26 protein-coding genes and 1 pseudogene are annotated in these 24,807 nt (G+C 49.3%); 1 reads left to right on the top strand and 26 read right to left on the bottom strand.

Features of this window, described 5'->3' with window-relative positions:
- Window positions 1-82: 82 nt before the first annotated feature.
- Window positions 83-496, bottom strand: coding sequence for an NAD(+)--rifampin ADP-ribosyltransferase (arr, locus tag FGQ85_RS19130; RefSeq protein ID WP_069955805.1), 414 nt, complete (start codon window positions 494-496; stop codon window positions 83-85).
- Between the two features lie 518 nt (window positions 497-1,014).
- Between arr and FGQ85_RS05960 the strand changes: the two genes are divergently transcribed.
- A complete protein-coding gene (locus tag FGQ85_RS05960; protein ID WP_021401123.1) occupies window positions 1,015-1,413 on the top strand; it encodes a hypothetical protein in 399 nt (132 codons plus the stop codon).
- Between the two features lie 197 nt (window positions 1,414-1,610).
- Here FGQ85_RS05960 and FGQ85_RS05955 read toward each other — a convergent pair whose 3' ends face one another.
- The 25 genes and pseudogenes from FGQ85_RS05955 to FGQ85_RS05840 form a co-directional block, all read right to left on the bottom strand.
- Window positions 1,611-2,516 carry an aminoglycoside O-phosphotransferase APH(2'')-IVa gene (locus tag FGQ85_RS05955; RefSeq protein ID WP_021401024.1) on the bottom strand — a complete coding sequence of 302 codons (906 nt, stop codon included), beginning with the start codon at window positions 2,514-2,516 and terminating at the stop codon, window positions 1,611-1,613.
- 68 nt (window positions 2,517-2,584) lie between these two features.
- A complete protein-coding gene (locus tag FGQ85_RS05950) occupies window positions 2,585-3,115 on the bottom strand; it encodes a DinB family protein (RefSeq protein ID WP_021400993.1) in 531 nt (176 codons plus the stop codon).
- A gap of 559 nt (window positions 3,116-3,674) precedes the next feature.
- Window positions 3,675-3,824, bottom strand: a pseudogene (locus FGQ85_RS05945) (IS1380 family transposase); the annotation flags it as partial.
- A gap of 320 nt (window positions 3,825-4,144) precedes the next feature.
- A complete protein-coding gene (locus tag FGQ85_RS05940; protein WP_138372957.1) occupies window positions 4,145-5,716 on the bottom strand; it encodes a recombinase family protein in 1,572 nt (523 codons plus the stop codon).
- Window positions 5,703-6,134, bottom strand: a complete 432-nt coding sequence (locus FGQ85_RS05935) for a recombinase (RefSeq protein ID WP_138372917.1) — start codon at window positions 6,132-6,134, stop codon at window positions 5,703-5,705. The genes FGQ85_RS05940 and FGQ85_RS05935 overlap by 14 nt, the downstream gene beginning before the upstream one ends.
- A complete protein-coding gene (locus FGQ85_RS05930) occupies window positions 6,131-7,693 on the bottom strand; it encodes a recombinase family protein (protein WP_138372916.1) in 1,563 nt (520 codons plus the stop codon). Before FGQ85_RS05930 ends, FGQ85_RS05935 begins: the two co-directional genes overlap by 4 nt.
- 60 nt (window positions 7,694-7,753) lie before the next feature.
- A complete protein-coding gene (locus FGQ85_RS05925) occupies window positions 7,754-7,972 on the bottom strand; it encodes an SHOCT domain-containing protein (RefSeq protein WP_138372915.1) in 219 nt (72 codons plus the stop codon).
- Window positions 7,973-8,122: 150 nt separating this feature from the next.
- A complete protein-coding gene (locus FGQ85_RS05920; protein ID WP_138372914.1) occupies window positions 8,123-9,064 on the bottom strand; it encodes an N-acetylmuramoyl-L-alanine amidase in 942 nt (313 codons plus the stop codon).
- Window positions 9,064-9,486: a phage holin family protein gene (locus FGQ85_RS05915; RefSeq protein WP_022335486.1), complete on the bottom strand. Its 423-nt coding sequence runs from the start codon at window positions 9,484-9,486 to the stop codon at window positions 9,064-9,066. Before FGQ85_RS05915 ends, FGQ85_RS05920 begins: the two co-directional genes overlap by 1 nt.
- An 81-nt stretch (window positions 9,487-9,567) precedes the next feature.
- Window positions 9,568-11,475, bottom strand: coding sequence for a DUF859 family phage minor structural protein (locus tag FGQ85_RS05910; RefSeq protein WP_138372913.1), 1,908 nt, complete (start codon window positions 11,473-11,475; stop codon window positions 9,568-9,570).
- A 29-nt stretch (window positions 11,476-11,504) separates the two neighbouring features.
- Complete coding sequence (locus FGQ85_RS05905; protein ID WP_138372912.1) at window positions 11,505-12,050, bottom strand: hypothetical protein; 546 nt, start codon at window positions 12,048-12,050, stop codon at window positions 11,505-11,507.
- 14 nt (window positions 12,051-12,064) lie between these two features.
- Window positions 12,065-13,879 (bottom strand): hypothetical protein, encoded by a 1,815-nt coding sequence (locus FGQ85_RS05900; RefSeq protein ID WP_138372911.1) that lies wholly within the window; start codon window positions 13,877-13,879, stop codon window positions 12,065-12,067.
- Window positions 13,880-13,895: 16 nt separating this feature from the next.
- Window positions 13,896-15,353 carry a phage tail spike protein gene (locus tag FGQ85_RS05895; RefSeq protein ID WP_138372910.1) on the bottom strand — a complete coding sequence of 486 codons (1,458 nt, stop codon included), beginning with the start codon at window positions 15,351-15,353 and terminating at the stop codon, window positions 13,896-13,898.
- The gene (locus FGQ85_RS05890; RefSeq protein WP_138372909.1) at window positions 15,350-16,000 is read right to left on the bottom strand and encodes a hypothetical protein; all 651 of its coding nucleotides are present in this window, start codon (window positions 15,998-16,000) and stop codon (window positions 15,350-15,352) included. Before FGQ85_RS05890 ends, FGQ85_RS05895 begins: the two co-directional genes overlap by 4 nt.
- Window positions 15,997-18,987 carry a phage tail tape measure protein gene (locus FGQ85_RS05885; protein WP_138372908.1) on the bottom strand — a complete coding sequence of 997 codons (2,991 nt, stop codon included), beginning with the start codon at window positions 18,985-18,987 and terminating at the stop codon, window positions 15,997-15,999. Before FGQ85_RS05885 ends, FGQ85_RS05890 begins: the two co-directional genes overlap by 4 nt.
- Before the next feature lie 89 nt (window positions 18,988-19,076).
- Entirely contained in the window at window positions 19,077-19,241 is a 165-nt protein-coding gene (locus FGQ85_RS18305) for a hypothetical protein (RefSeq protein ID WP_171027895.1), read from the bottom strand.
- The gene (locus FGQ85_RS05880; protein WP_138372907.1) at window positions 19,238-19,612 is read right to left on the bottom strand and encodes a hypothetical protein; all 375 of its coding nucleotides are present in this window, start codon (window positions 19,610-19,612) and stop codon (window positions 19,238-19,240) included. Before FGQ85_RS05880 ends, FGQ85_RS18305 begins: the two co-directional genes overlap by 4 nt.
- On the bottom strand, window positions 19,609-20,217 hold the full coding sequence (locus FGQ85_RS05875) for a major tail protein (RefSeq protein ID WP_022335811.1): 609 nt from the start codon (window positions 20,215-20,217) through the stop codon (window positions 19,609-19,611). Before FGQ85_RS05875 ends, FGQ85_RS05880 begins: the two co-directional genes overlap by 4 nt.
- A gap of 5 nt (window positions 20,218-20,222) precedes the next feature.
- Window positions 20,223-20,540: a hypothetical protein gene (locus tag FGQ85_RS05870; RefSeq protein WP_022335812.1), complete on the bottom strand. Its 318-nt coding sequence runs from the start codon at window positions 20,538-20,540 to the stop codon at window positions 20,223-20,225.
- Complete coding sequence (locus FGQ85_RS05865) at window positions 20,533-20,916, bottom strand: HK97 gp10 family phage protein (protein ID WP_138372906.1); 384 nt, start codon at window positions 20,914-20,916, stop codon at window positions 20,533-20,535. The genes FGQ85_RS05870 and FGQ85_RS05865 overlap by 8 nt, the downstream gene beginning before the upstream one ends.
- Before the next feature lie 2 nt (window positions 20,917-20,918).
- Window positions 20,919-21,251, bottom strand: coding sequence for a phage head closure protein (locus FGQ85_RS05860; protein WP_138372905.1), 333 nt, complete (start codon window positions 21,249-21,251; stop codon window positions 20,919-20,921).
- A complete protein-coding gene (locus FGQ85_RS05855) occupies window positions 21,251-21,529 on the bottom strand; it encodes a head-tail connector protein (protein ID WP_330394118.1) in 279 nt (92 codons plus the stop codon). The genes FGQ85_RS05860 and FGQ85_RS05855 overlap by 1 nt, the downstream gene beginning before the upstream one ends.
- A 67-nt stretch (window positions 21,530-21,596) precedes the next feature.
- Window positions 21,597-22,805, bottom strand: coding sequence for a phage major capsid protein (locus FGQ85_RS05850; protein WP_138372904.1), 1,209 nt, complete (start codon window positions 22,803-22,805; stop codon window positions 21,597-21,599).
- Window positions 22,806-22,818: 13 nt separating this feature from the next.
- Window positions 22,819-23,538, bottom strand: a complete 720-nt coding sequence (locus FGQ85_RS05845) for a head maturation protease, ClpP-related (RefSeq protein ID WP_138372903.1) — start codon at window positions 23,536-23,538, stop codon at window positions 22,819-22,821.
- A complete protein-coding gene (locus FGQ85_RS05840) occupies window positions 23,456-24,793 on the bottom strand; it encodes a phage portal protein (protein WP_138372902.1) in 1,338 nt (445 codons plus the stop codon). The genes FGQ85_RS05845 and FGQ85_RS05840 overlap by 83 nt, the downstream gene beginning before the upstream one ends.
- Window positions 24,794-24,807: the final 14 nt, after the last annotated feature.

Raw genomic sequence — 24,807 nt, 5'->3', positions numbered from 1 at the left:
TCGGAAACATATCCACTACGTTTTTGGCACTATCGGTAGGCGGGAACATATCGACCTTCAACTATCACACCATTAAATGTGTTTAGTTAATAATATCGCCTTTGTTTTTAGCTAAATTTTCATGCCATTCTCGTCGCTTAGTAGCTGTCGGTTTCGTCCACTCTGTTTCTTCACCAATAATTTTTAAAGGTTCTTGTGAGCGATAAGAACGCGTTAAGTTACCAGGGAACTTTTTGTCAGTAACATTTGGGTCGTTTTCAAATTCACCTGTAGGTTCTACTATATAAACGCGTTCTCTTCCTTTTCCTTTTGCTAATGCTGCTGCAAGACCTGCCCCATTGACATTAGCAGTGAAATAAATATGGTTCATTTTAAGCCCAGGTTTGTAATTTGAATTTCCACCCGCTATCAGAAAATCACCAACTTTCAAATCTGCCTTTGTCCCATGGTAAAATGGGCCTTTATCTGTTAGTGCACCATTATATGATTTGGCCAATTCATAATTTCTAGTTGCCTGTTCAGAATCACCCAACTCCTCATAACAGTTGGCAATGTTTATATACAACGTGGAGTAAGCACTCTTAACGTTATCATCATCTATATTTTGTGCACACTGTAAGGATGTTTCCATCCATTTTAATTTATCTGTAATATTTTCTTGTATACGAGCTAAATGATAAGCTGCGATAAATCTTTCATAGTCATCCGTTGCTTCGTGCCATGCTTTATGAAACATCGCAATCGCACCCTCACTGTTTCCACAGTCCTCCAATCCCATCCCACTCATGCAGATTTTAATAATAACGTTATTTGGATCAAATTTTTTATTCATCTAATCTTACCTCCAAATTAATTGAATGTTATGATGAGTCAAAATCTCCGCCAGAATGTCCATTTTGTGGTATAATAATAATACCTCATTAAGTTTTAATTTTATTAAGTTTATTAGTATAGCAGCACCAGACTCGTTTTGGAGCTGCTCGTTTTTTTGACACCCATATGGAGGTGATTATTATGTTTAACTTGCCAATCATACCACACAATCTCAATCCTTATCTTGCCTACGTTTTCAGGTGGAAGCATATTCGGATTACCCAAAGGCCTTATTGTGCCCTTCGGTTTCTGATGCTGAAGATAAGTGGAAAGAATTGTGGGCGAGACTTCGCAAGGGAATTGTTCTCTCTCTTTAACAATCCCCCGGATAAAATCAAGGGGATGGAAATGAGAGCAACAACCCATGAAGGAATGCTTCAGCAACTTAAAAAGCTGGAGAAACGAGGATTAATAGAAATCCTCAACGTCAAAGAAGAAAGACAGCGTCTCTTCCTTTTAGAATTTCTTTTAATAGGGAATCGGAAAGAGGCTTTTAGGAGAAAAGGAGCTTATCAGGTTGTTTTTAAAACGACCGTATAGGCTCTTTTTTATGGAGAAGTATACAAAAGATGACATGAGGTATTATATGTTACTGGAAAACCACCTCCAAAGTAAATACCAATCGATTCCTGTGTAGATTTATTTGCCTCGGCATTAGAAATAAAATAAAAAAGATTCCGGATTCTAAAAAAGGATTGCTATTGATGAGTACATTAGCAGTCCTTTATATTAAATATCTATTTAATTTTAATGCTTCTGATTTCATTTAATCCCTCTTCATACCAATCCATATAACCATATTCCTTTCCATAGATAATCTTTTCGAACGACCAGTATTTTTCTTTCATCCTATATTTTTCCAAAACTGTCGGTATATCCTTATGTTTGTAATGGTTCAATATTTTTGATACAAATTCCATGCCGTATTCTTCATCATCTTCCATCAAACTTATAAAATCATTGTCGGGATCAGAAATAGCTGCATCTCCAAAATCGATTATTCCACAAATAGTATTTTTTTCGGTATCAAATAAAATATGATCACTGCTAAAATCGTTATGAATAAGACAAGGATAGTATTTGAAGTAGATTTCGTTCTCTAGAATATCCCTGTAAAAATCATCCACTTTCTTCATCTGGGGACCCTTTAATTCCCTGGATAGTAACTTTTTGATTTTTTTATTATCTTCATTTATCTTCTCTCGAAAATCTAATACCAGATTACTTTTGAATCCAGAGATGTTTATGCTGTGAAGTTCACTTAGAAATCGGGCCAGGTCCTTAGCTGCCTGATTTTGAGATTGCTTCGGCAGATTATTGAGTAGAAGAGGTGTCAATGGTACTCCTTTAATTTTTGTAAAACCTGCGAAAGACATTTGGTACGTTTCTGATGGCATTCCTGTAAAAACCACCTCCGGAATGGGGAGGGGTAATTTATTGTGGATTCTTTTGAGTATATTTACTTCATTAAAAAGATTAGTAGATCCTCTTGAATGCTTTGGAAATTTAAAAATGAAATCCCTGTTTATTTCATATGCAATACAGTCATTGCCTTCTCCTGAAATCTCTATTGTATTGATAGTAAAATCAGGATATAACTGCTCTATTGCCTTTTCTACCTGGTCGAAAGTATAAGTTCTCATGACTTCTCTACTCCTTTTAATCAAAAATCTGATTGACTGTAAATAAGAATTTAGTAATTATAGTTAATTCATTTTTGTTTCATGCTATTTCCATATAAAAATCTTGCATAACCTATCTCTGCAGCATTTTTCATTAACTCTGCATTTAACCAAAGTGCAGTATCTGCAAAGTTCCTCTCATCTAATGGCCATTTAGCATTGTGTTTCATTAAAAGTTCCCCATCGGATAACTCACTTAATTTAGATACCCATTTCTCGTGCAGGGATTCTATGACTTCTTTAGCGTTTTCTATACTTCCAGGCCATGTGATATCTTCTTTTTTTATCGATCCATTTCCAAAGTTGTAATCTAATGCAGTGGACCACCAATATATGATATGCCACATTAACCAGGCTATACTCATCGGTCCCATTTCATAGCTCTCACTTTCCGGCCAGTCTATGATCCAACCATCATTTACCTTTCGTACCTGAAGGCTTTCGAAGCTGTACGCCCAGTATGCTTCTGCTTCTTCCAGATTTTCCGTATGGTATTTATAGAGCTGCCAGCACATGTCTAACTGAAATAAGATGCTATCTCTTATCTGAAAGCTTTTCATTACTAATTTCCCCTTTTAAATTGTCATTATAGACAAAAAGTCCATGATCTATACAATAAACATACAATTTACCACTCTTGAGAAGTGGGACTCTTAAAACTGGACTTTGTACCGGATATAATTTCACCTTCCATCATCTGTTTTATGTCTGCTCCCAAAATAGCAGAAAGTTTAGGCGAGACTAATGATCGTTCCTTATCAGTCAGGTGCCTGTCTGACGAGAGATTAAATGTATCTTTCATATTAATAACACCCAATTCCTCTGAAATGAGGTTTATTCACAAACTTTTTTTGTTCTGAATCCTATAAATAAAGCATTTATTAAATACCTAAATTCCACGTTGTTTTACGAAAACCATTAAAAATCGATATTTTCGCTGAACCTACGAAGAATTCAAGTAGTTACTCCTACATTTTAACATTATTCACACCCCTTCCTCAACACATTTGAATAAGATATACCCATTATTCTCAATTAAGTTGCAAATATCACAATTCTAGGTTCAATTAATAAACCACTCGATTCATTCAAGCGATTCAAGCGCCAATTTATCAATCGTTACGACTCTAAGCAGATACATTTTTTATACACCTCTTGATAAGGATATTTGCTTGAGAGCTTCATAATCACAGACCTAGCTGTTTTGATAATTTTGGCCGCAAGAAAAACGTATTTCAAGCGAAATGTCTTTATCTGCTGCCTATATTCACAATATGGAAACATTCATAATAAAGACATAGTTAAATAAAGGTATAGTTAAATGACCTATATCCTCACCGTAACTAATGAATGCTCAATATCGTATAAATAAGCACAACAAAAAAGCCTATCATCGGGGATAGATTCTGCTTTTTTTATTGCCAGCTTATCTTAAACGCATTGAGGCTGTCATAGTTTCGGTTCCTCCTAAATTCTTATTTGTATCAGCGTATATTTTAACACAACAAGTCGTTTTAAGCAACTTTAAAATTAAAAAAATCCAATATTAACCGCCAAAGGGTGCTAGCCCCTAATTGGCGGTTAATATTCTATATCTCTTCGTCAATCTCAATCCCAGACTTGAATTCAACAGTGAGCTTATCATCAAATACCGTAACTTTTTCAATAAGCCGCCTTACTAATTGCTCATCATATTCCTCCAACTCGCAGGATTGTTCATTTAAGAAATCAGTCATTTCAGCGATTCGTTGCCTTTTTCCTTCACGCTCTGCATTCTCTGCAAGTGCATTTTGCTTCAATTCTCGAAGGCGGTAAATTTCATCAGCCACATCTTCATAGTCATTCTTGGACTTTGCTTGTATAAGAAGCTGTTGTTGTAATTCTTCCAATTTGCCATCAATATCATCGGTGGCATTATCATTTTCTTCATTAAATACAGTAGCTATGTTTTTCTGCAAAGTTGAGAGGAAGGGTTCTTTGTTAGCCAAAAGCTCGTTAATAGCCTTGACCACTGCTGTCTGCAATGTTTCCTCGTTTATGGTAGGGGCAGTGCATTCAGACCCTTTTTCCTCCAATCGGCTAACACATCTCCAAACAATAGACTTGTAGCCTCTGTTATTCCAATGTACCCGTCGGTAAATATCGCCGCAGTGTCCGCAGTAAACAATACTCGATAAAGCATACTTGCTGCTATAGACTCGCTTTTTACCGCCTTTGCGGCCACGAAGATTTGCTCTTCGAACCATCTCTTCTTGAACCTGCATATAAAGGTCTCGAGGAATAATCGGCTCATGGCTGTTTTCTACATAATACTGAGGAACGATGCCGTTATTCTTTACTCGTTTTTTAGAAAGGAAATCAACTGTGTATGTCTTTTGTAGGAGGGCATCACCGATATACTTTTCATTCTGCAGTATTTTTTTCAGTGTTTCTGGTCTCCATTTGGCTTTGCCTGCCGCTGTTAGAATACCGTCTGCTTCTAGTCCTCTTGCTATCTGCAAAAGGCTGGCTCCCTCTAGGTACTCCCTATAAATCCGTTTAACAACTTTAGCACCCTCTGGTTCAATCACTAATTGCTTGTTTTCATCCTTGGTGTAACCAAGGAAACGCTTGTGGTTGACCTGGACTTCACCTTGTTGATATCGATACTGAATGCCCAGCTTAACGTTCTGACTTAAGGATTGGCTTTCCTGTTGGGCAAGGGAAGCCATAATAGTCAGCATAATTTCACCCTTGGAATCCATGGTGTTGATATTTTCTTTTTCAAAGAATACAGCGATGTTTTTATCTTTTAACTGACGGATGTATTTAAGGCAGTCTAACGTGTTTCTGGCAAATCGGCTGATGGATTTTGTAATGATCATGTCTATTTTTCCTGCCATACATTCCTCAATCATGCGGTTGAACTCTTCACGCTTTTTGGTATTTGTACCTGTGATACCATCATCGGCATAGATCCCTGCCAGCTCCCATTCTGGATTCTTCTGGATAAATTGCGTATAATGCGCCACCTGCACCTCATAGCTGGATGCCTGCTCCTCACTGTCCGTGGATACCCGGCAGTAAGCAGCGACTTTCAGCTTTGGCCGCTTCCCAACTGCGGCGGTATTTCCTACCCGCTTTCTGGCTGGGATCACGGTAATATTCCTACTTAGCTCCATCCCCATCTACCTCGCTCTCAATCAAACTGTATGCATACGCCGCCTGTTCAAAGGGATCGTCAGAAACCTTTTTCACTGCAGGTATGGTAAAGCTGGTAGGGAAGAAGATGTCCTTCTTTCCTTCCAGTTCCCACACTCGCCCCAGTGCCTTTGCCCGGCCCATGCGAATTTCTTCTGCTCTATCAAAGGTTTCTTTATCGATAATGGCAGGATAGTAATCATCTCCAAGATACTTCTTATTCCGGAGCATTCTGCCGGCGCTCCCGTGGTACAGCTTTAATCCGGCCTTCTCAGCGGCAGGCATCAGCGCCATGCCGGAAATATAGTTCTGAAAAAATTCCCGCACCGTAGCAGCCTGTTCTTCATCAATGACCGCCCGGCCGTTTTCAATCCGGTATCCATACGGAATGTGTCTCATGGTTCCACCAGCCTTTCTCTCAGGGACAATCCGCATTTTAATTCAAAAGCAACTTCTTTTCTGGACAGCACGGTGACCCGCTCCACAAAGGAAAGGAAAAACGCATCGTCAAATTCTGTGAGCATGGTCCCTTTGGATGTAAACCGGAGCAGCCGCTGCAATTCTTCCACTTTGACCATATCCCCATTGACAGAGCGCATAAGCCCTTCCTTTTCCTGACGCAGGGTTTCCGCTTCCGCCGCAAGCTCATTGCTTTCCTTATTAAAAAGAGCAGGCTCCAAATAGCCGCTTGCCATCAGGTTCGTCAGCACCTGTTTCTGCTCCCTGTTTTTCTCGATGGCTGTTTCCAGTTCCTCAATTTTAAGCAGACGGGACTGATCATTCAGCCCCCGCAGGCTTTGCAAAAGAGGACGCAGCACCATCTGCTGTCCGAAAACCAGCTTGTTCATCATGGTGACAAAAGCCAGTTTCAAGGCATCATCCGTGATGTATTTCTGGGAACAACGCTCCTTGTCTGCCAGATGGGTAACACAGGTCCATGCGGCATATTGGCCGCTGGGTTTATAATGCAGCCGCCTTTTATATTTGCTGCCGCATTCCCCGCAATAGATCCGGCCGGAAAAGCCGTACCGGTTCTGATATCTCCCGGTGTCATGGCCATTCCCTTTTTCCCGTCCACGCTGTTTCAAAACCGCATTGGCACGTTCAAACTCTTCCCGGCTGATGATTGCCTCATGGTGGTCCTGCATGAGATACTGGTCAACTTCTCCCCGGTTCTGATGGCGGTTAAAGCTGTTATCTGTATAGGTCTTCTGGAACAGGACATCACCGGTATATTTCTCATTCCCAATGATGCCGTTGATGGTACCCGGTGTCCAGCGCCCGCCCTTCTTGGTGACAACGCCCTGCTCATTCAGCCCTTTTGCAATCTCATGGGTGCTTTTCCCCGCAAGCGTATCCGCAAAGATCTGTTTCACAATCTCTGCCTGCTCCGGCACAATCATCATTTCCCCATCCACGTTGGCATAGCCGTATGGGGGATAGGAAATAATGAAGGTGCCATTCTGGAACCGCCGCCTGATACCCCACTTCTCATTCTCAGAAATAGACACAGACTCACTTTCTGCCAGGCCGCTTAGGATAGAAAGCATCAATTCGCTTTCCATGGAGCCCGTGTTTATATTTTCCTTTTCAAAATAAATGTAAATATTTAAGTCCAGCAGCTTCCGCACCAGTTCCAGACAGTCCGTGGTATTTCTGGCAAACCGGCTGATGGACTTGGTAATGACGAAGTCAATCGTTCCTCTCTCGCAGGCGGCAACCATCGCCAGCAACCCATCTCGCTTTTCTTTTTTCGTGCCAGAGATGCCTTCGTCATAATAAAGTCCGGCAAATTCCCACCCGTCATTGGATTTGATATAGTTCTCATAGTGGGCTTTCTGCGCTGCCAGGCTGACAAGCTGTTCCTCACTGGCTGTAGACACCCGGCAGTAGGCAGCCACTCTGATTTTCTTCTTTCCAAGGGATGCATTCTCCACAATCTTTGTGATCCGTTTCATCCTCTCACCTCTCTTTCGGTACGGACATATTCGCTCTGACGCCTGCAAATAGCAAGTCATTTAGGGCATAATCCGAGCCAGATAGGGAGAGAAAGATTGGCGGTTTTTCGCCGTGATTTTGTCCAATTCTTCCTTGGTAATCAGGCCTGCCTCCCGCAGATTTTTCAACAGTTTCTGCGCCATGTAATAGTCAAATTCCTTTTGCAGTTCCTCGTCTGTGAAGCGTTTTCTCTCTGCCGTCTGGTTCTGAAAACCATCCGTTACCTTTGTCACCTGCATGGTATTCCTCCCATCCGAAGGATGCCTCCTTCAGAATACGGAGATTTTCCCAGTGCTTTGAGGGGGTATCGCAGGCAAAAAAATAAGGCCCGCAGGCCATGCAACTATCGCGCAGCCCACGGGCAAGCCCATTCTTCCTCTTTTCTTTACTTAAAGACGCTTACAGTAATCCAGGGAAATCCAACCAGCGCCGCTCTTGAGTTTCCCCCAGCCTGCGGTGGACCCTGTGCCGGATTTTACCTCAGTAATCGTGAATACGCCTTTCCCCGTATACTTGCCGGTCTTGGCATAATTCGTACCGGGGCCTTTGCGGATATTCAGGTCGGTTGCTGTTACCTGTACCAGGAAGGAACCAGTGGAACTTCCAGAGCCGGTTTGCTTTCCGGTGTAAACAACTTTTCCGCTCTCATCATACACGGAATATCCCGCATTGGAATCCGCACATCTCTTGGCGTTATCCAGATTGTTAAAAGCTCCCTTCTGGCTCTTGGCGTCCGACCAGTTTTTACGGACACGGTATAAGGCCGAAGTCGCAGATCCAGAAGAGGAACCTCCCAGTGCCGCCGTTACCTTGGATGCCAGATCCCCAAGGCGGGAATACAGCCAGTCCCCCGGACAGGACTTGTTAGCGAACCAGCGATGGACGGTCAGCACCATCTCATCAGACTTCGGCGAGTAATTCAGCGTCTTATTCTTATCCCCCAGCCAGAGCAGTTTCTTCTTCCCATTCCGCTTGCAGATGTCCGTACACAGTTTTACAAGGGAATTGTAAACGGCGGTGGTCATTGCGTAGGGATGATTCAAATCGCTGGCACACTCGATAGTGACAGCCCTCTGGTCGTTGGCGTTACTGGAAGAACACCAGGAGCGGTTCTTTTCCTCCACGCAAAGGGCGATCTTCCCATCCTTTCCGATACCATAATTACAGCTGGCCTCTCTGGACGGGCTGGTAAAGCATCCGCAGATGCTCTCTGCCGTCAGCTGGCCGACCACGCAATGGGGCGTGATCCGGTCAATGGAATGTGTCCTCTGCCCGGAGTGGTTGGGGCTGAGTTTTGTGTAAGATACAAGGGAACTGTTTGTGTAAGCCATTATTCATTACCTTCCTTTCCGTTTTCTGCTCTGTCATGGAGCTGCTCTAATACCGTTTTGATCTTTTCCGGGATTGGAAGTCCCAGATGTCCCGCATTCTCCAGCAGGCTCACGCCTTCATTGGAGATGTAGAAAAAGATCACCGCTGTCCGTAAAACCGCCCCGGTTCCGATCACCTGCACATCGATGATGTTCGCAATCCCGACCAGCAGGAAGATCAGTACCTTGCGGAAGATTCCCTTAAAGCCGACTTCGCTGGATAACTGTTTATTGATGATGGCGCACATCACACCTGTGATGTAGTCGATCACCACGAAGGCAATGAGGGCATAAAGCAAACCGTCACAGCCTCCAAGAAAATATCCCAGCCAGCCGCCCACAGCGGAAAAGATGAGTTGGATGGTGTTCCAGAATTCTTTCATGGTGCGTTCCTCCTTTGAAATGTTGATATGAAAAAAGCGGCTGCTCCGAAGAGTAGTCGCTGATTCCCAGAAAATATAAAGTTATGCTGTCCGCTTCCACATATAGCAGACGATATAGGGCTGCAGGTTATTATGGGCGCTGCCGGAACCTGCAGCCGCAGTGGAGCCGGAAATGGTGTGCGTATGCGCCCCTCCGGAGGTCGTGGTCTTATTGGTGACTGCCGTATACCCGGACGTGGCATCAATAAGAACCCTGTTCCCGCTGTTCGTACCCCATGCGGCTTTCTGGTTCTGTATATTGTGCGTGTGCGCCCCGGCAGTCGCTGTAGCCAGTGAACCTTTGGCATGGGAGTGGCTTGGCATCTGCGCTGTAGTCAATGCCACCGTAGAGGCGCCTCCGGTTTTCTCCACCGTATTAAAGTTGCTGTCCGATGTGTTAATTCCCACCGGCACCCGGCCGCTGCCCCAAGCCACCCATGTACCTCCAAAGTAGGTGGAGGGGTTGGTAGATTTGGTACTCATATAGATACTACCTACCGGATACATCGTTTTTGCAAATTGCTGGATGTATTCCTTCAGCAGCATCCCATAGACTTTCACATCCCAGTTCTCGGCCACCTCAAAGGTATTATCCCTTTCCGACACCTTCCCGATGGCTACCCCTTTGCCGCCGCTCTTAAAGTCCATGACCACGGCAGCTGTGGAGACGATCTCCTGCACGGAGATGGTGGAAAACGCATCCTCCAAGGTGTAGCGCACATCATAGGAGGTCTCCGTAGAGATCTGTCCTTTGCCGTAAGTGAAAGCTGTATTTGAGGCAAAGGTCACCCCGGCGTCCGTCCACTGCTCCGCAGACACCTGCTTGTACTGGACGGAAGTCTTGAGAGTATTCTTCCCGCTGCAGGTGGAATAGCCAAAGGATACCATCGCATGGATGTATGTCCCGTCATCATCCAGCGTCCCATTGTTTAGACACCTCTGGGACAGGGAGGAATTAAAGTACGGCGGGGAATAGGCCGTCACCGTAATCGAAACGGAAGCCTCCGCCGATACCCGTCCTCTGGAATCGGTTACCGTTGCTTTAAAGGTAATGGTGCCGGAATTGTTGAGGAAACCTGTGGTCAGCGTAGAGGCTGAACCGCTGTACCCGCCGCCCGTAATGGAATAGGACTTGATGGTGGAGCCATAACTTCCCGCCGCCCCGTTGATGGTCAGCTTGACTTTTGATTTGGTCTGCACATAAAGTCCCCATGTACTTGGCACCTCCCCGTCAATCCGGGAGGCAGAAAGGCTGGAGATGGTGGGTTTCACGCTTGCCGGGACACTTAAACTGAACGTACAGGTCTTGGAGCCGATATTCGTATTCCCGTTGTAAGTCGTACAGGTAATGGTGCAGGTACCGCTGGTCGCATTCGGGATCTGGCTGGCGAGAGAAAGGGCTGGCGTCCATGATACGGAAGTAGCCGTTGTCTTGGTCGCAATCGTTCCGCTGGTATTTCCAAAAGAATAGGTCAGCGTATGCGTAAATGACGAGGAAGCACGGCTGATATTGATCTTTCCGGCTGTCCCCATCGTCATATTCGCGGCGGATACACTGGAGGCACGTGGGATGCTGTCCAGCGTGATGTTGGCGCTGGCTGAGATTGTCCCATAGTACGTCCCACTTAAGGTAGCCCGGATCTGGAACACTGCGGAAATCGTTAAAGACTTTCCACCATCGCTGGCATGATTGACCGTTCTCGATACGGTTCCCAGAAGGTGTGTCCCTGTGCTACTGATCGCCGGAGAAGAAAACGTCTGCGCTGATCCGTCAATGGTACAGGTATTGTCGCTTCTCCCACTGATATTTAAACTCCAGTCATTCACCAGATACAGCTTACAGGTAATCGTAGACGTATTGGCAGAGACATTCTTGCTCTGCGACCAGTCCACCCGCAGCTTATAGTGGCCATCCCGGATGGAACCGGAAAAACTGCCGCTGGATGCCATCGTTCTCACCCCTTCCCATCATCAGCGTTTTAAACCGGGCCTCTCCATTTGATCGAAAGGTTCCCGTTGTTTCTCGGTATAAAATCAAACCATCCCCGGCTTTCGTTGCCGAGGGACAGTTTGTTGCGGATCTCCGCATTGGTAATCACAAGGCTCTGGTTGGAGATATAGGCGATCTTCTGCCCATTCTCTTTAAAGGCCAGTTCCTCGTTGGATAGTTCGGCCGTGAAGGCGTTCCCGACCTTCCCCAGTTCAATGAGCGCCCCTTTAAACCGGATATACTCCTCCAAGAGCAGCTGGTTCGTAGAGACGTTTTCTTTAATCTCATCCGTAATGGCCGTGAAATCCATCCGGATCTCTGTGCTGTTCTGGGTGATACTGGTTTCAAAATCCTTTTGGATGGTCTCCAGTTCCGAGCGGGAAATGAATTCTTCCCGCACGGACATGTTGATCTGCTCTGAGGTTTTCGTGATCTCGGAGTAGCATTCCCGGATGTTTTCCTCCAAGGAAGCAATATCATCCTCATAACCGGAGAAGTTCTGGAAGGTAGCCTGACAGCTGGTGATGAGCGCCATGCGATCACCTCCAGTTAATTCGATACATCACACTGCAGCGTCAGGATGCTGTCGATGTCCGCAGCGGAAAGGTAGATCACCTTCCCGGTCTTATCAAACTCCGCCGCATGGCCGTCCTTGTCCTGCGCATACCATGTGTAGGTGAGCGACTGCTTTTCTGTAGCAGCCGCCCAAGCCGTACCGGTATACTTCATCAGGGTCACCGTCTGGCTGGAGTGATCCACCTGATACCAGAAGTCACCTTCCTCTGGATTGGACGGAACCGTCTCCGAGATACTGCCGAGCAGCGGATCGACTTCCTTCTGGTTGGTACGGACGATCACATAAGGCACCACACCGCCGAGATTGTTCTTGACCGTAAAACCTCCGATGGAAAGCATCTCCGATACATAAGGGTCGGATTTATCTTCTACCGTGATCACATCCTCATAGGTATTACCCTTATAGGTCATGGTACAGCGGTAGGACTGGATGTTCACGATATCCGCCCCTGATACCGACAGGGTGGAGGACGTTTCTCCTGTGATATTCTCCCACTCACCACCTATGTATTTCGCCCACTGGTAGGTAGCTCCCGTGGTAATCTCTGAAGCGCCGTCATAGCCAACTGCCGCCAACGCAAGGCTGCCGGACTGGTTAATGACAACAGTGCCTTCCGGCGCATACACAGAGAATACGATTGCATTGGCACCGCTGGCTCCGTTGCTGCCCTTATTTGACTTTGTCCATGCAAACTTCTTTACCACGGAGGCCCCGGAGATTGTAAAGGTCAGGTCTATCGTACCATTCAGAACGGTTGCACCGCCGAGGGTCGCATTGGCAGCAAAAGACAGTACCACCGATCCGGCCTTGGAAGCGGTCGCAGCGGTATTGCTTTTCACCGTCACCCCAGATGGCAGCGTTCCTACTGTACAGCTGCAGGCAGTCTGATTGATGCCCAAGTAACCCATAAAGGGAATGGTCACCTCCGTAGCCGCCGCTACCAGACCGCCGGAAGTGCAAGCGATATTCTGGGCCTCATTTCCAAGGATGACGGAAAGCCCGCCCGTTCCTGCCGCACCCGGCTCCCCCTGAGAACCGTCATAGATCTTTGTCAGGGAAGTGGTATCATACACATCCGGGTCATCGGTGGCCAGCTTGATCTGGGCTACTCCGTTAAAGAACACCGCATGTTCTGGTTTGACCACCAAAGTGCCGCCGGAAATGCTGGCGTTGTCTGATGTGGTGGGATAATCCTTCCATGCCCCGGTGCTGTCCTTATACTGCCATGCTGTAATGGTGACTCCCTGCACCTGCGCCGTCAGGGTAGCCTGCTTGGCCCCAACCAGAGAGGAATTGGAATCATACTTAAACACGTAGGTGTCCGCAGACAGATAGGCCAGCTTGGCGTTCTGTGCGTTGCGGATCAGCGTATAGGTGATATCAGCGGAGATATTGACCGTGTTCTTCGTCTCCGAGTCGTAATAGCTGATATAGCAAAGGTAGGTGAGCATCCCGGAAGTGGCTGCCGCCAGCTTATTGGCATTGACCGTCAGGACGCCTTTGGAAACGCTTTCCCCGGAGGTCAGAGCCGCTTCCGCTCCATTTCCTTCCTTTCGTTTCCACGAGATCGTTAGCCCCGATGCGTCCAGCGCCAGATTGGTCTGGTCAAGGAACACCACCGGGGTAAGGGTCAAAGGTGTGCTGGCCCAGTCCGGCGCATAGGTATGGGGCAGCACGTTAGGGTCTTCAATCTGCGACTTCGGCAGATTGGATGTGATATAGGCCGACAGTTTCCTCTGGTCTGTGATATCCACAAAGGTCTGCTGGCTGGAAGTCAAAATTGCCATGTTCGTCTCCTCCTGTTTAAATCGTGATTTCACAATAAAATGATGCGTTGTCCGTCACATCTTCCGTGGTGACTGTGATGGATTTCATGCCCGTATGGGAACTGTCCCAGTCGGCATCAAGGTCTTCCCGGCCGGAATTCCGGTGCCAGACAAAGCTGCTGGCCGGAAGGGTATCCGTGATCTCCTTATCCCACGAATACACCCGGCAGCGAAGGATGCTTTTCTGTCCCTTATCCCGGAAGATGTTCACCCCATCCACCACCAGTTCTGTCCGGTACATCTTCTGGGCATTGATCTGATCCACTTTCCCCGTAATCACCTCGATCTTGGAAGTCTGCCCCAGCAGGTCATCCTCAATGGAAGTGATGTTCTGGTCTTGCTTCGCAGACTGGGAAGTCAGCCGGACGCCTGCCGCCCCGATGGTGATGGTATTGCCGGAAGGGTCAAGATAATCCCGTGTCCGGCTCAGGCACAGGTATGTCCCGTCAATCCCGTGTGGCTTGGAAATACACCGGACATACATCCTTGCCCGGATGTCCCCGATATCCGCACCCGTATCGGACTCGTCCACGATGGTCAGTTCCATGCTGGTGACGCCTTTGGCCAGTTCTGCGATCCGGGCCTTGGCTTTGCGCAGCAGGTTTCCCGCCAGTGTCACATCCTCCCAGACTTCGGTCGTCCAGATCCAGCCGATCTCTTTCACTGCTTCTTCATCGTACACGTAGTTTTTTCCATCGTTCACCGCTGTAATATCCAGCCGGGTGTCCGTCTCGGTTTCGTTGCCCTCCTCATCCGTCTCCGTCAGCTTCGCCCCCAGCGGGATCAGCGCCGTTACCCGCTCCGTGTGGTCACGGGTGATCTTCACATCCGTCAGGTTCTTGCCAAACTCCACGGTCTGCAGCGACCGGTCTGGAAAGTCCTCCAGATAATCCAGCACCTTCCCATTCTCGGTATAACGCACCTGCAGGTAGCCTCCGTGTGTCTTGACCAGCTTGTCCTGTATGGCATCCATTGTTACCGAATAGTCGGAATTGCTGTAGCTGATATAATCGTTGTTATCCGTCACTGTCACCGTGCCAAGGGTGAACTGCTTTTTTTCTTCCACCGCAGCGTTATGCACAGAGAGGAACTGCTCCAGCAGCCCACGGAGCGGCCCCTGATAGGAAAATGGAGGCTGCATGGTGTCCTTCAGATACGCAAGGCAGGACTCGCACGTCCATGTGTGGGTGTTATAAAAATCCGTGCCGTCATCCAAAGCCCTCCCCTCAAAGACCGTGAGATCATCCTTCTTACAGACAATGGTCGAAGCCATCGGCTGAATGGAAGAAAGATAGGGATGGTTGAACGGGGCAGAAAGGGTCAGGCTGTCGATATTCTCCGCATCCTCCTGCACCTTCGCCTCCGTGATGGAAAGCTGGGACAGGTGTGGGTGGTAAAATAACTGGTCATCTACAAAAACTCGGAATAAGCTCATAAGCGTCCCTCCCGGTACCGGAAGGTGACCGTTCCTTCTCCCGTAATGCTGAGCGAGTTCTGCCCTTCCTGCAGTTCCAGTTCCGGGAACGTCCATGTCCCGGCGCTGACGGATTTGCGGAAGGTATCAGAGCCAATGCTCCAGCTCAGTGCTGTTTCCGCTGTCGTTACTACCGTGGGTACGACAGGCATGTAGTCATTGTTCAGGATCACCGTGCCGCCTCCGGTAATGGAGACCTCCGTTTCTTCTGTGTGATACCGGTAGGAATCTCCGTCCGAGCAGGACAGCATCATCTGCCCCTTTCCGGTGAGGGGATCATAGGCGGGTTCCAGTTCCAAGGTACCAACGGCATATAGCTCCGGCTCCTCACTAAGAATCACGTGGCACAGCTGTCCGGCATAGAGATTGGCGAGAATATCTTTCCTCTGATTAAACTTTTCCCGGCTCCCCAACATGGATAAGGTAATCGAAAAGCTCCGGGGCTGGTAGGACACCCGCCCAAGCGCCTCCGTAAAGCGGATCGGAGCATTGCGCCCCGGTACCACAACCGTGTTGGTCTGCGACTGCGGCGTGGGAAAGTCAATCTCCTCCCGGAGCCAGCCCATCGCATACATCCAACGGTCGTTGATTTTTACGTCTGCCCTCATAGGCTCAGCCTCCTTTGCAGTTTCTGTGTTTTCCCAAGGCCGCTGTCAATGGCGGGGAGCAGATGCCCCACCAGCGTCCCGTCATCCAGATACAGCCCCTTGCTGCTGTTCTCCGCAATGATCGCCAGATATTTCTCCAAAGCACTGGTATTCAGATAGCTGGAGATCATCTGATCCAGCTGCTGGTAAAAGCCTTTGAGCGGAAGAACCGCTTCCCGGCCAGCCTCACCACCCGCCATCAGGCTGCTGCCATTCATGCCAAAGATGGTCGGTTTCGTCATGATACCGCCTTCCTTATACCAGTCAATCGACAGGTGGGGAACACTCGGCGGAGCAAGAGATAACTTACCCGTGATCTTGAAATGCGGCAGTTTGATCTTCGGCAGCTCCAGCTTCATGCCGGAGAAGAAGCCGCTGATCTTATCCACGATCCCTTTGATCGTATTCTTTGCCGCTTCAATCGGCTTCGTGATGGCGGTCTTAATCCCATTCCACACTGTGGTGGCGGTACTTTTGATTCCGTTGAATACGGAAGTCACGGTACTCTTTACCGCATTAAACACACTGGAAACCTTGCTCTTAATTCCATCAACCACGGTTGAAATGACCGACTTGACGCCATTCCAAACCGAAGAAGCTACGGACTTAATGGCATTAAAGACAGAGGTCACTGTATTTTTGATGGCGTTCACCACTGCGGATACCTTGCTGCTGATGGCGTCCCAGATCGAACTGATGACGTTACGGATCGCTCCCATGATGCTGGAGATCACACCGGAGATGGCCGACAGCACGGAACTGACCGTATTTTTAATACTGTCCCATACAGAAACAACGATGTCTTTGCAGTTCTCCCAGATAAACCGGAAAGGCAGCGTGATGATGTCCACGGCTCCCTGAATGATGGAGCCAAGCAGCATCACTGCGGTCTGCACCACGTTGCAGATGCCGTTCCAGACATTCTGCAGGTGTGTCCAGAGGTTTGAAAACCACGTTTTCACACTCTCGATCATGGTGCCGATCCCTGTGCAGATGGTATTCCACAGGTTTCCAAACCACTCCGTGATGGCACCCCAGTTCTGGATGATGGCGATAATCCCGGCAATGGCTGCCGCTACCGCCGCAATCACGGCAATGATCGGTAGGAGGGAGATATTCAATGCACCTACCGACACCGCCAAGGCCGCAATCACCGGAGTCAATGCCGTAAAGGCTGCCAGCAAAGCGCCAAGAATGACGATAAAGTTCTGCACCGGCCCCGGCAGCTGCGCAAACCATCCGCTCGCCGTCTGGATCACACTGACCAGTGGCGGCAGGATCGTATTGGCGATCTCCGCCAGCTTTTCTCCCAGAGGGACAAGGGACTGCTGCAGCTTTCGGGTGTTGGACTCCATCTCCTGCATGGGCGTGGTCGTTGCATCAAACAGGCCCTGTGCGGAACCCTTCACGCTATCATAGGTACTTCCTACCGAGGTCAGGGACGTGATGAATTTCAGGTTCCCGTCCTCGGCCATCGTACCAAAGGCCAGCGCCGCAAGGTTTAAGGCTTCCTGCTGATTCGTACACCCGGCGATATCCGCCACAATGGAGTCAATGACCTGTTTCTGGGTAGCACCGCCATTTTGCCAAGAGGTAAACAGCTCCTGTGTTTTCGTGGAGAACATGCCGATGGACTCCCCAATGGTGCCGTCCACCAGACGGGTGGTGACCTCATTGATGGCATCGTTGACCTTGTCAAGGTTGTAAGCGCCGTTCTTCAGACCATTGTCCAGCAGCTGGAAATACTCCGAGGCAGAATACCCGGCCTGTGCGAATTTACCCGCATACTCGGAAAGGTTATCCCCCAGTTCATTGGTCTTATCCAGACCGTTCTGGGTACCCACCACGATGTAGTCCATCGCCTGCTGAGCGGTCAGACCGTACTGCTGCATGAGGGAATTGACGCCTCGAAGGGTCTCATTCATGTCAATGCCGTACAGTTCCTCTAAAGTGATCGCCTGCTGGGTCAGGTTGGTCAGATCGGTTTCACTCAAATCCCCAAGGTTCTTTTTGACCATCAGAACCGCATTGGCCACAGCGTCCATACTTTCGCCCACACCGGCAGAGTACACGTTTTTAATGACATTTGCGGACTGCTCCGCTGCCTGTCCCGTCTCTCCAAAGTAAGCATTCACCTTGGTCACGGCGTTCTCGGTATCGGTATAGGCATCCAGTGCCTTATCCCCGATTTCCTGTATCTTATCGCCCACGGCAGACAGCTGATCCGCTGCCTGCATCAGCGCAGCGCCTTTCGTGTTTTCAGCAATCTGGCCCACATCGTCCGCTGTATTTTCCGCAGCGTCTCCGGCCTCTCTTAACTGCTGGATCAGGTTTTGGATCGCCTGCCCGTCATCCACCGTGTCCAGAGCGTCCGTCAGCTGGCGGATATCGGCTTTCCCTCCTGTGGCAGACTTTCCGATCTTCTCAAGGGCCGTCCGCAGCTGGTCAGAATTCGCCGTACCATTTTTAATCGCAGAGGTCAGCCGACTGCCAAGGACATCCGCATAGTCATCGACTTCCGTTCCCGTAGCAGCAAACAGTTTTTCCAGCCGTGCGGTATTCTGGGAAAGGGCATCCTGCTCTGTCTGCAAATCGGAAAGGTCAGCCTTATATTTGTTCAGCTTTCCACGGGTTTCCTCAATCTCCCGCTGGAACGCCTGATACTTATCCGCCCCAATATCCCCACGGGCAAAGGCTGCGGCCACCTGCTCCTGTGCGGCTTCCAGAGCCGACAGTTTTTCTTCCGTCTGGCTTATCGCCTGAGCCAGCAGTTCCTGCTTCTGCGCCACCAGCACCGTATTGGAAGGATCGAGTTTTAGCAGACGGTTTACATCATTTAAGGCAGACTGTGTTTTCGTGATAGAAGAATTGACGCTCTTCAGCGCCTTATCAAGCCCTGTGGTATCGCCACCGATCTCAACTGTGATACCCTTAATCCGGTTCGCCACAACCCTCACCTCCTTAAAAATGGGCATGAAAAAAGCCCGGATTGCTCCGAGCATGAAAAAAGCACCGATTATTTCTAACCGATGCTGCCTCAGAACTTATCGAAGTCCTCCTGAGTGGCAAGCCGCTTATATTTCACGCCGTCATTGGATTTTTCCGTCCACATATCCAGAACCAGCCCAATCGTAAGCAAATCCAGATCCCGGATGGAAATCCCCAGTTCCACGCTTCGCAGAAGGAACAGCGGCGTGGTCATTTCCCGCTCACTTCTGCCAATCTTTTTTTTGACGTCACATCCGTCACAAGGTTCTCGCCCCACAGTTCCAGAATCTGCGGCAGCACCTCATAAATGGAGAACATATCGAACTGATCCAGCCAGTCCTCTATGTTCGCCGGTATGCTGTTGTCCGCATGGTAGGCCATCACATAGGCCACGTTCTCAAAAATCTCCAGGTCCTCGATCTGCAGCTCCTCACCGTTTTCCGTCTTTCCCCTATAGGATTTTTCCAGCTTGGACAGATCCTTGAAAATATCCCTCTTAAACTTCGCCCGATACAGGCGGGGGATCGTGGCAGAGGAACGGAACGGCACCTTCTTCCCGCTGATTTCTATCTCACGCTTGATCATACGCTACCTCCCTGACCAGTTGTTTCTTCCGGTTCATCTTCAGTCGGTGTGTACACTGCCTTATACCAATTCGCATAAGTACCGGCATCTGTTGTATCGCCGGTTCTGGCTTTGACCAGCCCATCGGAACGGGGATCGGCGGTAATGGACAGTGTCTCTGTACCCGGTTCAATCGTATCTTCCTTCGTTTCCGACTCGATAGACGGGCGGGAGGCAGAACAGTTATATAGCACATGGCGGATAGCGTTCACATCCCCGTCAAATTCAAAAAGCAGGGCAAATTTCACACTCTCGCCGACTCCACTGTTTTCGACCAGCACCCCTTTTGCATCCAGCTTCTCCTGAAGGATCTCCGTGCGGAACCACTCCGGGATCAGGGCAATCTCCAAATCGCCGCTGTAACCGTTATTGGTCACACTACGGAAGTAAACAATACCATCCGCATAGAATGGGCTGGTTTCACCCTCTGCATCCAAGCTGATACTCACTGCGCCGGGGATTGCCTTCGGCTCCGCATACGAAAAGGTGGTCGTGCCATCGGAATCCGTCTCGGTCAGCTTTGCAGCGTGGACATTTTTCAAGTTATACTTGACCTTGTTTCCCATAAAAATCAAACCTCCATTTCAAACGAGTAGAGGACTTCATAGAGTTTCTCGCTCTCGATCCAGACCTCTGTTTTGTCATAAAATATACCGTGCGTATCCAACACGGCTTCCAGTTTCTGTTCGACAGACAAATCTTTGCTGTCTGTGTACAGTTCGATATTCACACTGCTGACCTTCAGATAAACCTTCCCGTCTGCGGAAAAGTTATCGCTCTGGGGCAGAAGGTAGCAGATGAACGGAGGATCGGGGGATTCCCCTTCCGCAAAGTGGTCATAGGCAAAAGGGATGCCCGTTTCCTCCAAAAGTTTCACCAAATCATCCATTTGTCAGGCTCCTCTCAATCTCACGCTCCAGCTGCTCAATTCCAGCCTCTTCCGCAGCAGCAATGTGGGGCCTTGCAGCTACCCGGCCACCGCCACGCTTCGCATGGCCATACTCCAGCAGATGAGCAAGCTGATACCGGTTCCGTGAATGCACGGTTACCTGTAGGGCATTGGAACTTTCCTTTGTGGTTTTCACAGCCCAGCTTTTTGCGTAGTCCCCGGTATTCCTTGGTGCGCTGGCTTCAATATCCTTCCGGACAGCCGTACCTGCCTTTTTCACCGCGTCCTTCATATCCTCCGTGGCCAATTCTGCGTACTCGTTCAGCTGCTCCATTACAGCAGCGGAAAGCTGGCTGATAGAAATTTTCCTTCCCATCGCTACCGCCTCACTTTCTCACAGGACAGCTTGATACTCTTGCGCCTGTAGTTCATATGATCCACAGCGGCGATGTTGTAAAGCTCCCCATTGAATTCCACCCGGAAATGGGTACTATCAATTTCAGCCGCCTTTTTGCACCAGCGGATCGTAAAATCAATATTGGAGTCATCCACCACCATCCCTGCGTCAGTCTGTTCTTTCCCGGCCTCGCCGCTGACCGTCGCATAACAGGTATAGAAAGGCTGCCATTCATTCCGGCGGTTTCCGATGGCATCGGTGACCACCGTACTCTTTGATATGAAAATCCTGACATTCAGCAGTTCAATTTTCATCAGAAAGCCTCCTTCCTTGAGCCAAACAGAAGGGAGCGGATTGTCAGAGCCAAATCATGATGGTCCGCTTCCTCCCGGTGTTCATAGAAATATGCGGCTGCATACATGACAGCAATTTTTACGGTCCCATCCTTTTCCAAATCCGTTGTTTCATCAGCCCGGAGGACATCCCGGCAAAGCTGCTCCGCCGATGCTATAAAACCCGTAATCAACTGGTCATCATCTTCATAATCAACCCGAAGATACTGTTTCATCTCTTCCAGCGTTACCACCATCATCCTCACCTCCAACAGGGTGGAAGGGCATGGCCGCTATCCTCACGCCCTTCCATAGTTATCTGTATCCTTAACCCGCAGATCCGGCTTTCTGTACCAGCACCTTAACAGCCTCTGGAAGGATCATCTTGCCGTCCACTCTCTGGGAACCAAGGAAGCCCACCTGACCGTTTGCCGCATACAGTTCGTTCAGGCGTTTAAAGGAACGCCCCTGGCGGTCTGCGATCCAATAATAAGAGAAATCACCAAAAGCGATGGTCTTCGCCCCGGCCGCAATGGCAGGCATATAAGCGGAGGTTTTCACCGGCCGGCCAAGCATCGTATCCGGCGTACCGGCTACCAGGGACGGCTGCCACAGGTACTGGCCGTTGTTATCCTTCAGCTTGCGGATAGCCTTGATGGTGGAGTCGTTCAAAACCCATACCGCATTTTTACGGTACGGGGATTTCAGAGAGTAGAACAGATCTATCAGTTCATCCGCTGTCACCGCAGTAGCGGATGCCGCCGTCACACCGGTTTCCGCACCGCCAGAGGCAGCCAGGATTCCCAGAGGCTTTCCGATACCGTCCCCGGTAAAGAAGGCTTCCTCTTCTTTGGTTCCGATCCTTCTCGCAAACTCCCTGGCAATATAGGACTCCAGGTCAAATACACTGTCATTTAACAGTTCCTCGGAAACCTTGATCATCGTTCCCAGCTTGTAGGCTCCAATGGATACCTGCGCAAAGGAGTCATCGCTTTCCGTGTAGGCTCCCTCCTCATCGATCCAGGAGGCAGTTCCCTTGGATGCCACCACCGGGATCTTCCGGTCGCCGCTGGATGTCTGGATCACCTTTGCAAGCTGGCGGAAGATATTTTCTTCCTCCAGCGCCTCCACCAGAGTACGCTCATATTCATCCGGCACCAGATAGCCGCCTTCGGAATCCGTCCCGATCTGCAGCGCATTCACTACAGAAGGCATCGGTGCTTTGGAACGCATCATGTTCCAGAAGTTCTGGCGGTACTCATCCGCCGCACGGCCAGTTTTAGCCTTCTCCTTGCCGTTCATAGGCTTACCCGTCAAGGGCTTGTTCACCGGGCGGTTCAGTTCTGCATCCAGTGCCTCCTGGCGTTCCAGGCGGGCAATCTCCTTGCCCAGGTCGGTGATCTCCTGCTCCATGCGGGTGTAGGCGGCATCATCCTCGGCAGATAGGATGCCTTTATCGTTTCTATGGGAATCCAAAAATGCCTTTGCGGCTTCCCAGGCTTTGGCTCGCTTCTCGCGCAGTTCAAGAATCGTCATTGTGGTATCCTCCTTAATTTTTCAAAAGATTGAGCCGCTCGTAGAGACTGTCTACGGAGCGGCCCTTGGGTTTGGAATCTTCAATTTTCTTAGGGTTGGTCCTGCACTTGGCTGCAATCTTATCCATGAGGGAGTTAACCACAGCCGCTTTGGAATAGAGCATGGACACCGCAGGCGGCTCCATGTCCTCCGGTACATCGGAGCGTTTGAGAATATCATCGGCAAAGCCAAGCTCCACCGCCTTGTTCGCGTCCATCCAGGTCTCAGCGTCCATCAGATGGGACAACTTGGCGCGGGACAGCCCGGTCTTGATTTCATAGGCGTTGATGATGGAATCCTTCACGCTGCCAAGCATCTCGATGGCTTTCTGCATCTCTGCGGTATCACCCATGGCCACAGTCATGGGATTGTGGATCATCATCATGGACACCGGCGATACCAGCACCTTCGTGCCAGCCATCGCAATAACCGAGGCGGCGCTGGCTGCGATACCATCGATCTTCACAGTCACGTTGTGCGGATAGTCCATCAGCATGTTATAGATCTGGGCAGCCGCTACACAGTCCCCGCCTGGCGAGTTAATCCAGACTGTGATGTCTCCGCTTCCGCCCATCAGTTCCTCTTTAAAAAGCTGCGGCGTGACGTCATCGTCAAACCAGCTTTCCTCGGCGATGGTGCCGTTCAGGAACAGCGTCCGTTCCGCCTGGTTCTTCCACTTCCAGAACTTCTTCATCGGGGTTTTCCTCCTTTCCCGTTTGTGTATCTGCAAAAGCGCCCGCATTCCCCAGCGGGAGCATATTGCCATTGATCAGGTACAGGTCTCCGCCTTCCTCGGCAGGGATGCGGTCCATGTTCTCCAGTTCCCGGATATCGTTGGCGCTCATCCAGCCGTTCTGCCTTGCCGTAGCGTAGCCGGTCATCCTGCTGGCATAATCGCCCCGGAGCAGCCCCTCCACGTTGAACTTGGCAAAATAACTCTTCTTTTCCTCCGGGGAAAGCAGTATCCTCTGAATGGACTGCTCCCATCGCACCAGCCAGGGTTCCAGCGTGTATTTCACGAACTCCAGAGACTGCTGCTCAATATTAGAAAAGCTCGACTTCTCCAGGTCGCCCACCATGTGGGGCGGCACCCGGAAAATCCGGGCGATCTCATTGATCTGAAATTTTCTGGTTTCCAGAAACTGCGCCTGTTCCGGCGAGATGCCGATGGGCGTATATTTCATGCCTTCCTCTAAGACAGCGATCTTATTGGCATTGCCGCTGCCTCCAAAGGTGGACTGCCAGCTTTCCCGGACACGCTGCGGGTCTTTGATGGTACCCGGATGCTCCAGGACGCCGCCAGGGGCCGCACCGTTTGCAAAGAACTTCGCCCCGTATTCCTCACAGGCAATCGCCATGCCGATGGCGTTCTTTGCCATAGCGATAGGGGAATACCCCACCAGCCCGTCAAAGCCAAGCCCTGGGATATGCAGCACATCGGAGGGTTGCAGCCGGACAAGGCTGCCTTTAACTGTGGGCGCGTCATCCATGCTGACGGTGTATTCGTAATAAAGCTGTCCATTGCTGTCACGATTTACTGTCATCCGGTCCGGCATCAGCGGGTAGAGGGCAATCACCTCTCCTTTACCGTTACGGATGATCTGTGCGTAAGCATTGCCCCACAGCAAAAGGTGGGTCATGAGCGTTTCCCGGAACACGAAGGAACTCATCTCCGGGTTTGGCTCGTCATGCAAAAGCAAGTACAGCGGATGGTCGATGGCTTTCTCTTTACCGCCGTCCTCCTTGTATCGGTAGAGGTGCAGCGGCAGGCCTGCCACTGCCTCTGCCAGAATACGGACACAGGAATACACTGCCGTCATCTGCATGGCAGACCGTTCATTGACACGCTTGCCAGCAGAACTTCCTCCAAAGAAAAAGCTGTATGCACTGCCTGTAGTGCGGTTCTGGGGCTTATCCCTGGAACGGAAAAGCCCGGAAAAGATACCCATATCAAATCACCGTC

This window comes from Pseudoflavonifractor sp. BSD2780061688st1 E11 (genome assembly GCF_005844125.1).
In the GTDB taxonomy this organism is placed as follows: Bacteria; Bacillota; Clostridia; order Lachnospirales; family Lachnospiraceae; genus Sellimonas; species Sellimonas catena.
Note: the sequence above shows the minus strand (reverse complement) of the source record. Positions and strands in the feature narration are given on the sequence as shown.

Excerpts from the sequence above, each read along its gene's own strand:
- FGQ85_RS05905 (WP_138372912.1), bottom strand. The coding sequence starts at position 12,050 with ATGGCGCTCATCACCAGCTGTCAGGCTACCTTCCAGAACTTCTCCGGT.
- FGQ85_RS05845 (WP_138372903.1), bottom strand. The coding sequence starts at position 23,538 with ATGAAGAAGTTCTGGAAGTGGAAGAACCAGGCGGAACGGACGCTGTTC.
- FGQ85_RS05920 (WP_138372914.1), bottom strand. The coding sequence starts at position 9,064 with ATGGCTTACACAAACAGTTCCCTTGTATCTTACACAAAACTCAGCCCC.
- FGQ85_RS05915 (WP_022335486.1), bottom strand. The coding sequence starts at position 9,486 with ATGAAAGAATTCTGGAACACCATCCAACTCATCTTTTCCGCTGTGGGC.
- FGQ85_RS05860 (WP_138372905.1), bottom strand. The coding sequence starts at position 21,251 with ATGAAAATTGAACTGCTGAATGTCAGGATTTTCATATCAAAGAGTACG.
- FGQ85_RS05840 (WP_138372902.1), bottom strand. The coding sequence starts at position 24,793 with ATGGGTATCTTTTCCGGGCTTTTCCGTTCCAGGGATAAGCCCCAGAAC.
- FGQ85_RS05875 (WP_022335811.1), bottom strand. The coding sequence starts at position 20,217 with ATGGGAAACAAGGTCAAGTATAACTTGAAAAATGTCCACGCTGCAAAG.
- FGQ85_RS05895 (WP_138372910.1), bottom strand. The coding sequence starts at position 15,353 with ATGAGCTTATTCCGAGTTTTTGTAGATGACCAGTTATTTTACCACCCA.
- FGQ85_RS05955 (WP_021401024.1), bottom strand. The coding sequence starts at position 2,516 with ATGAGAACTTATACTTTCGACCAGGTAGAAAAGGCAATAGAGCAGTTA.
- FGQ85_RS05865 (WP_138372906.1), bottom strand. The coding sequence starts at position 20,916 with ATGGGAAGGAAAATTTCTATCAGCCAGCTTTCCGCTGCTGTAATGGAG.
- FGQ85_RS05880 (WP_138372907.1), bottom strand. The coding sequence starts at position 19,612 with ATGATCAAGCGTGAGATAGAAATCAGCGGGAAGAAGGTGCCGTTCCGT.
- FGQ85_RS05950 (WP_021400993.1), bottom strand. The coding sequence starts at position 3,115 with ATGAAAAGCTTTCAGATAAGAGATAGCATCTTATTTCAGTTAGACATG.
- FGQ85_RS05900 (WP_138372911.1), bottom strand. The coding sequence starts at position 13,879 with ATGGCAATTTTGACTTCCAGCCAGCAGACCTTTGTGGATATCACAGAC.
- FGQ85_RS05850 (WP_138372904.1), bottom strand. The coding sequence starts at position 22,805 with ATGACGATTCTTGAACTGCGCGAGAAGCGAGCCAAAGCCTGGGAAGCC.
- FGQ85_RS05910 (WP_138372913.1), bottom strand. The coding sequence starts at position 11,475 with ATGGCATCCAGCGGCAGTTTTTCCGGTTCCATCCGGGATGGCCACTAT.
- FGQ85_RS05870 (WP_022335812.1), bottom strand. The coding sequence starts at position 20,540 with ATGGATGATTTGGTGAAACTTTTGGAGGAAACGGGCATCCCTTTTGCC.
- FGQ85_RS05935 (WP_138372917.1), bottom strand. The coding sequence starts at position 6,134 with ATGAGACACATTCCGTATGGATACCGGATTGAAAACGGCCGGGCGGTC.
- FGQ85_RS05930 (WP_138372916.1), bottom strand. The coding sequence starts at position 7,693 with ATGAAACGGATCACAAAGATTGTGGAGAATGCATCCCTTGGAAAGAAG.
- FGQ85_RS05890 (WP_138372909.1), bottom strand. The coding sequence starts at position 16,000 with ATGAGGGCAGACGTAAAAATCAACGACCGTTGGATGTATGCGATGGGC.
- FGQ85_RS05960 (WP_021401123.1), top strand. The coding sequence starts at position 1,015 with ATGTTTAACTTGCCAATCATACCACACAATCTCAATCCTTATCTTGCC.
- FGQ85_RS05940 (WP_138372957.1), bottom strand. The coding sequence starts at position 5,716 with ATGGAGCTAAGTAGGAATATTACCGTGATCCCAGCCAGAAAGCGGGTA.
- FGQ85_RS05925 (WP_138372915.1), bottom strand. The coding sequence starts at position 7,972 with ATGCAGGTGACAAAGGTAACGGATGGTTTTCAGAACCAGACGGCAGAG.
- FGQ85_RS18305 (WP_171027895.1), bottom strand. The coding sequence starts at position 19,241 with ATGACCACGCCGCTGTTCCTTCTGCGAAGCGTGGAACTGGGGATTTCC.
- FGQ85_RS05855 (WP_330394118.1), bottom strand. The coding sequence starts at position 21,529 with ATGATGGTGGTAACGCTGGAAGAGATGAAACAGTATCTTCGGGTTGAT.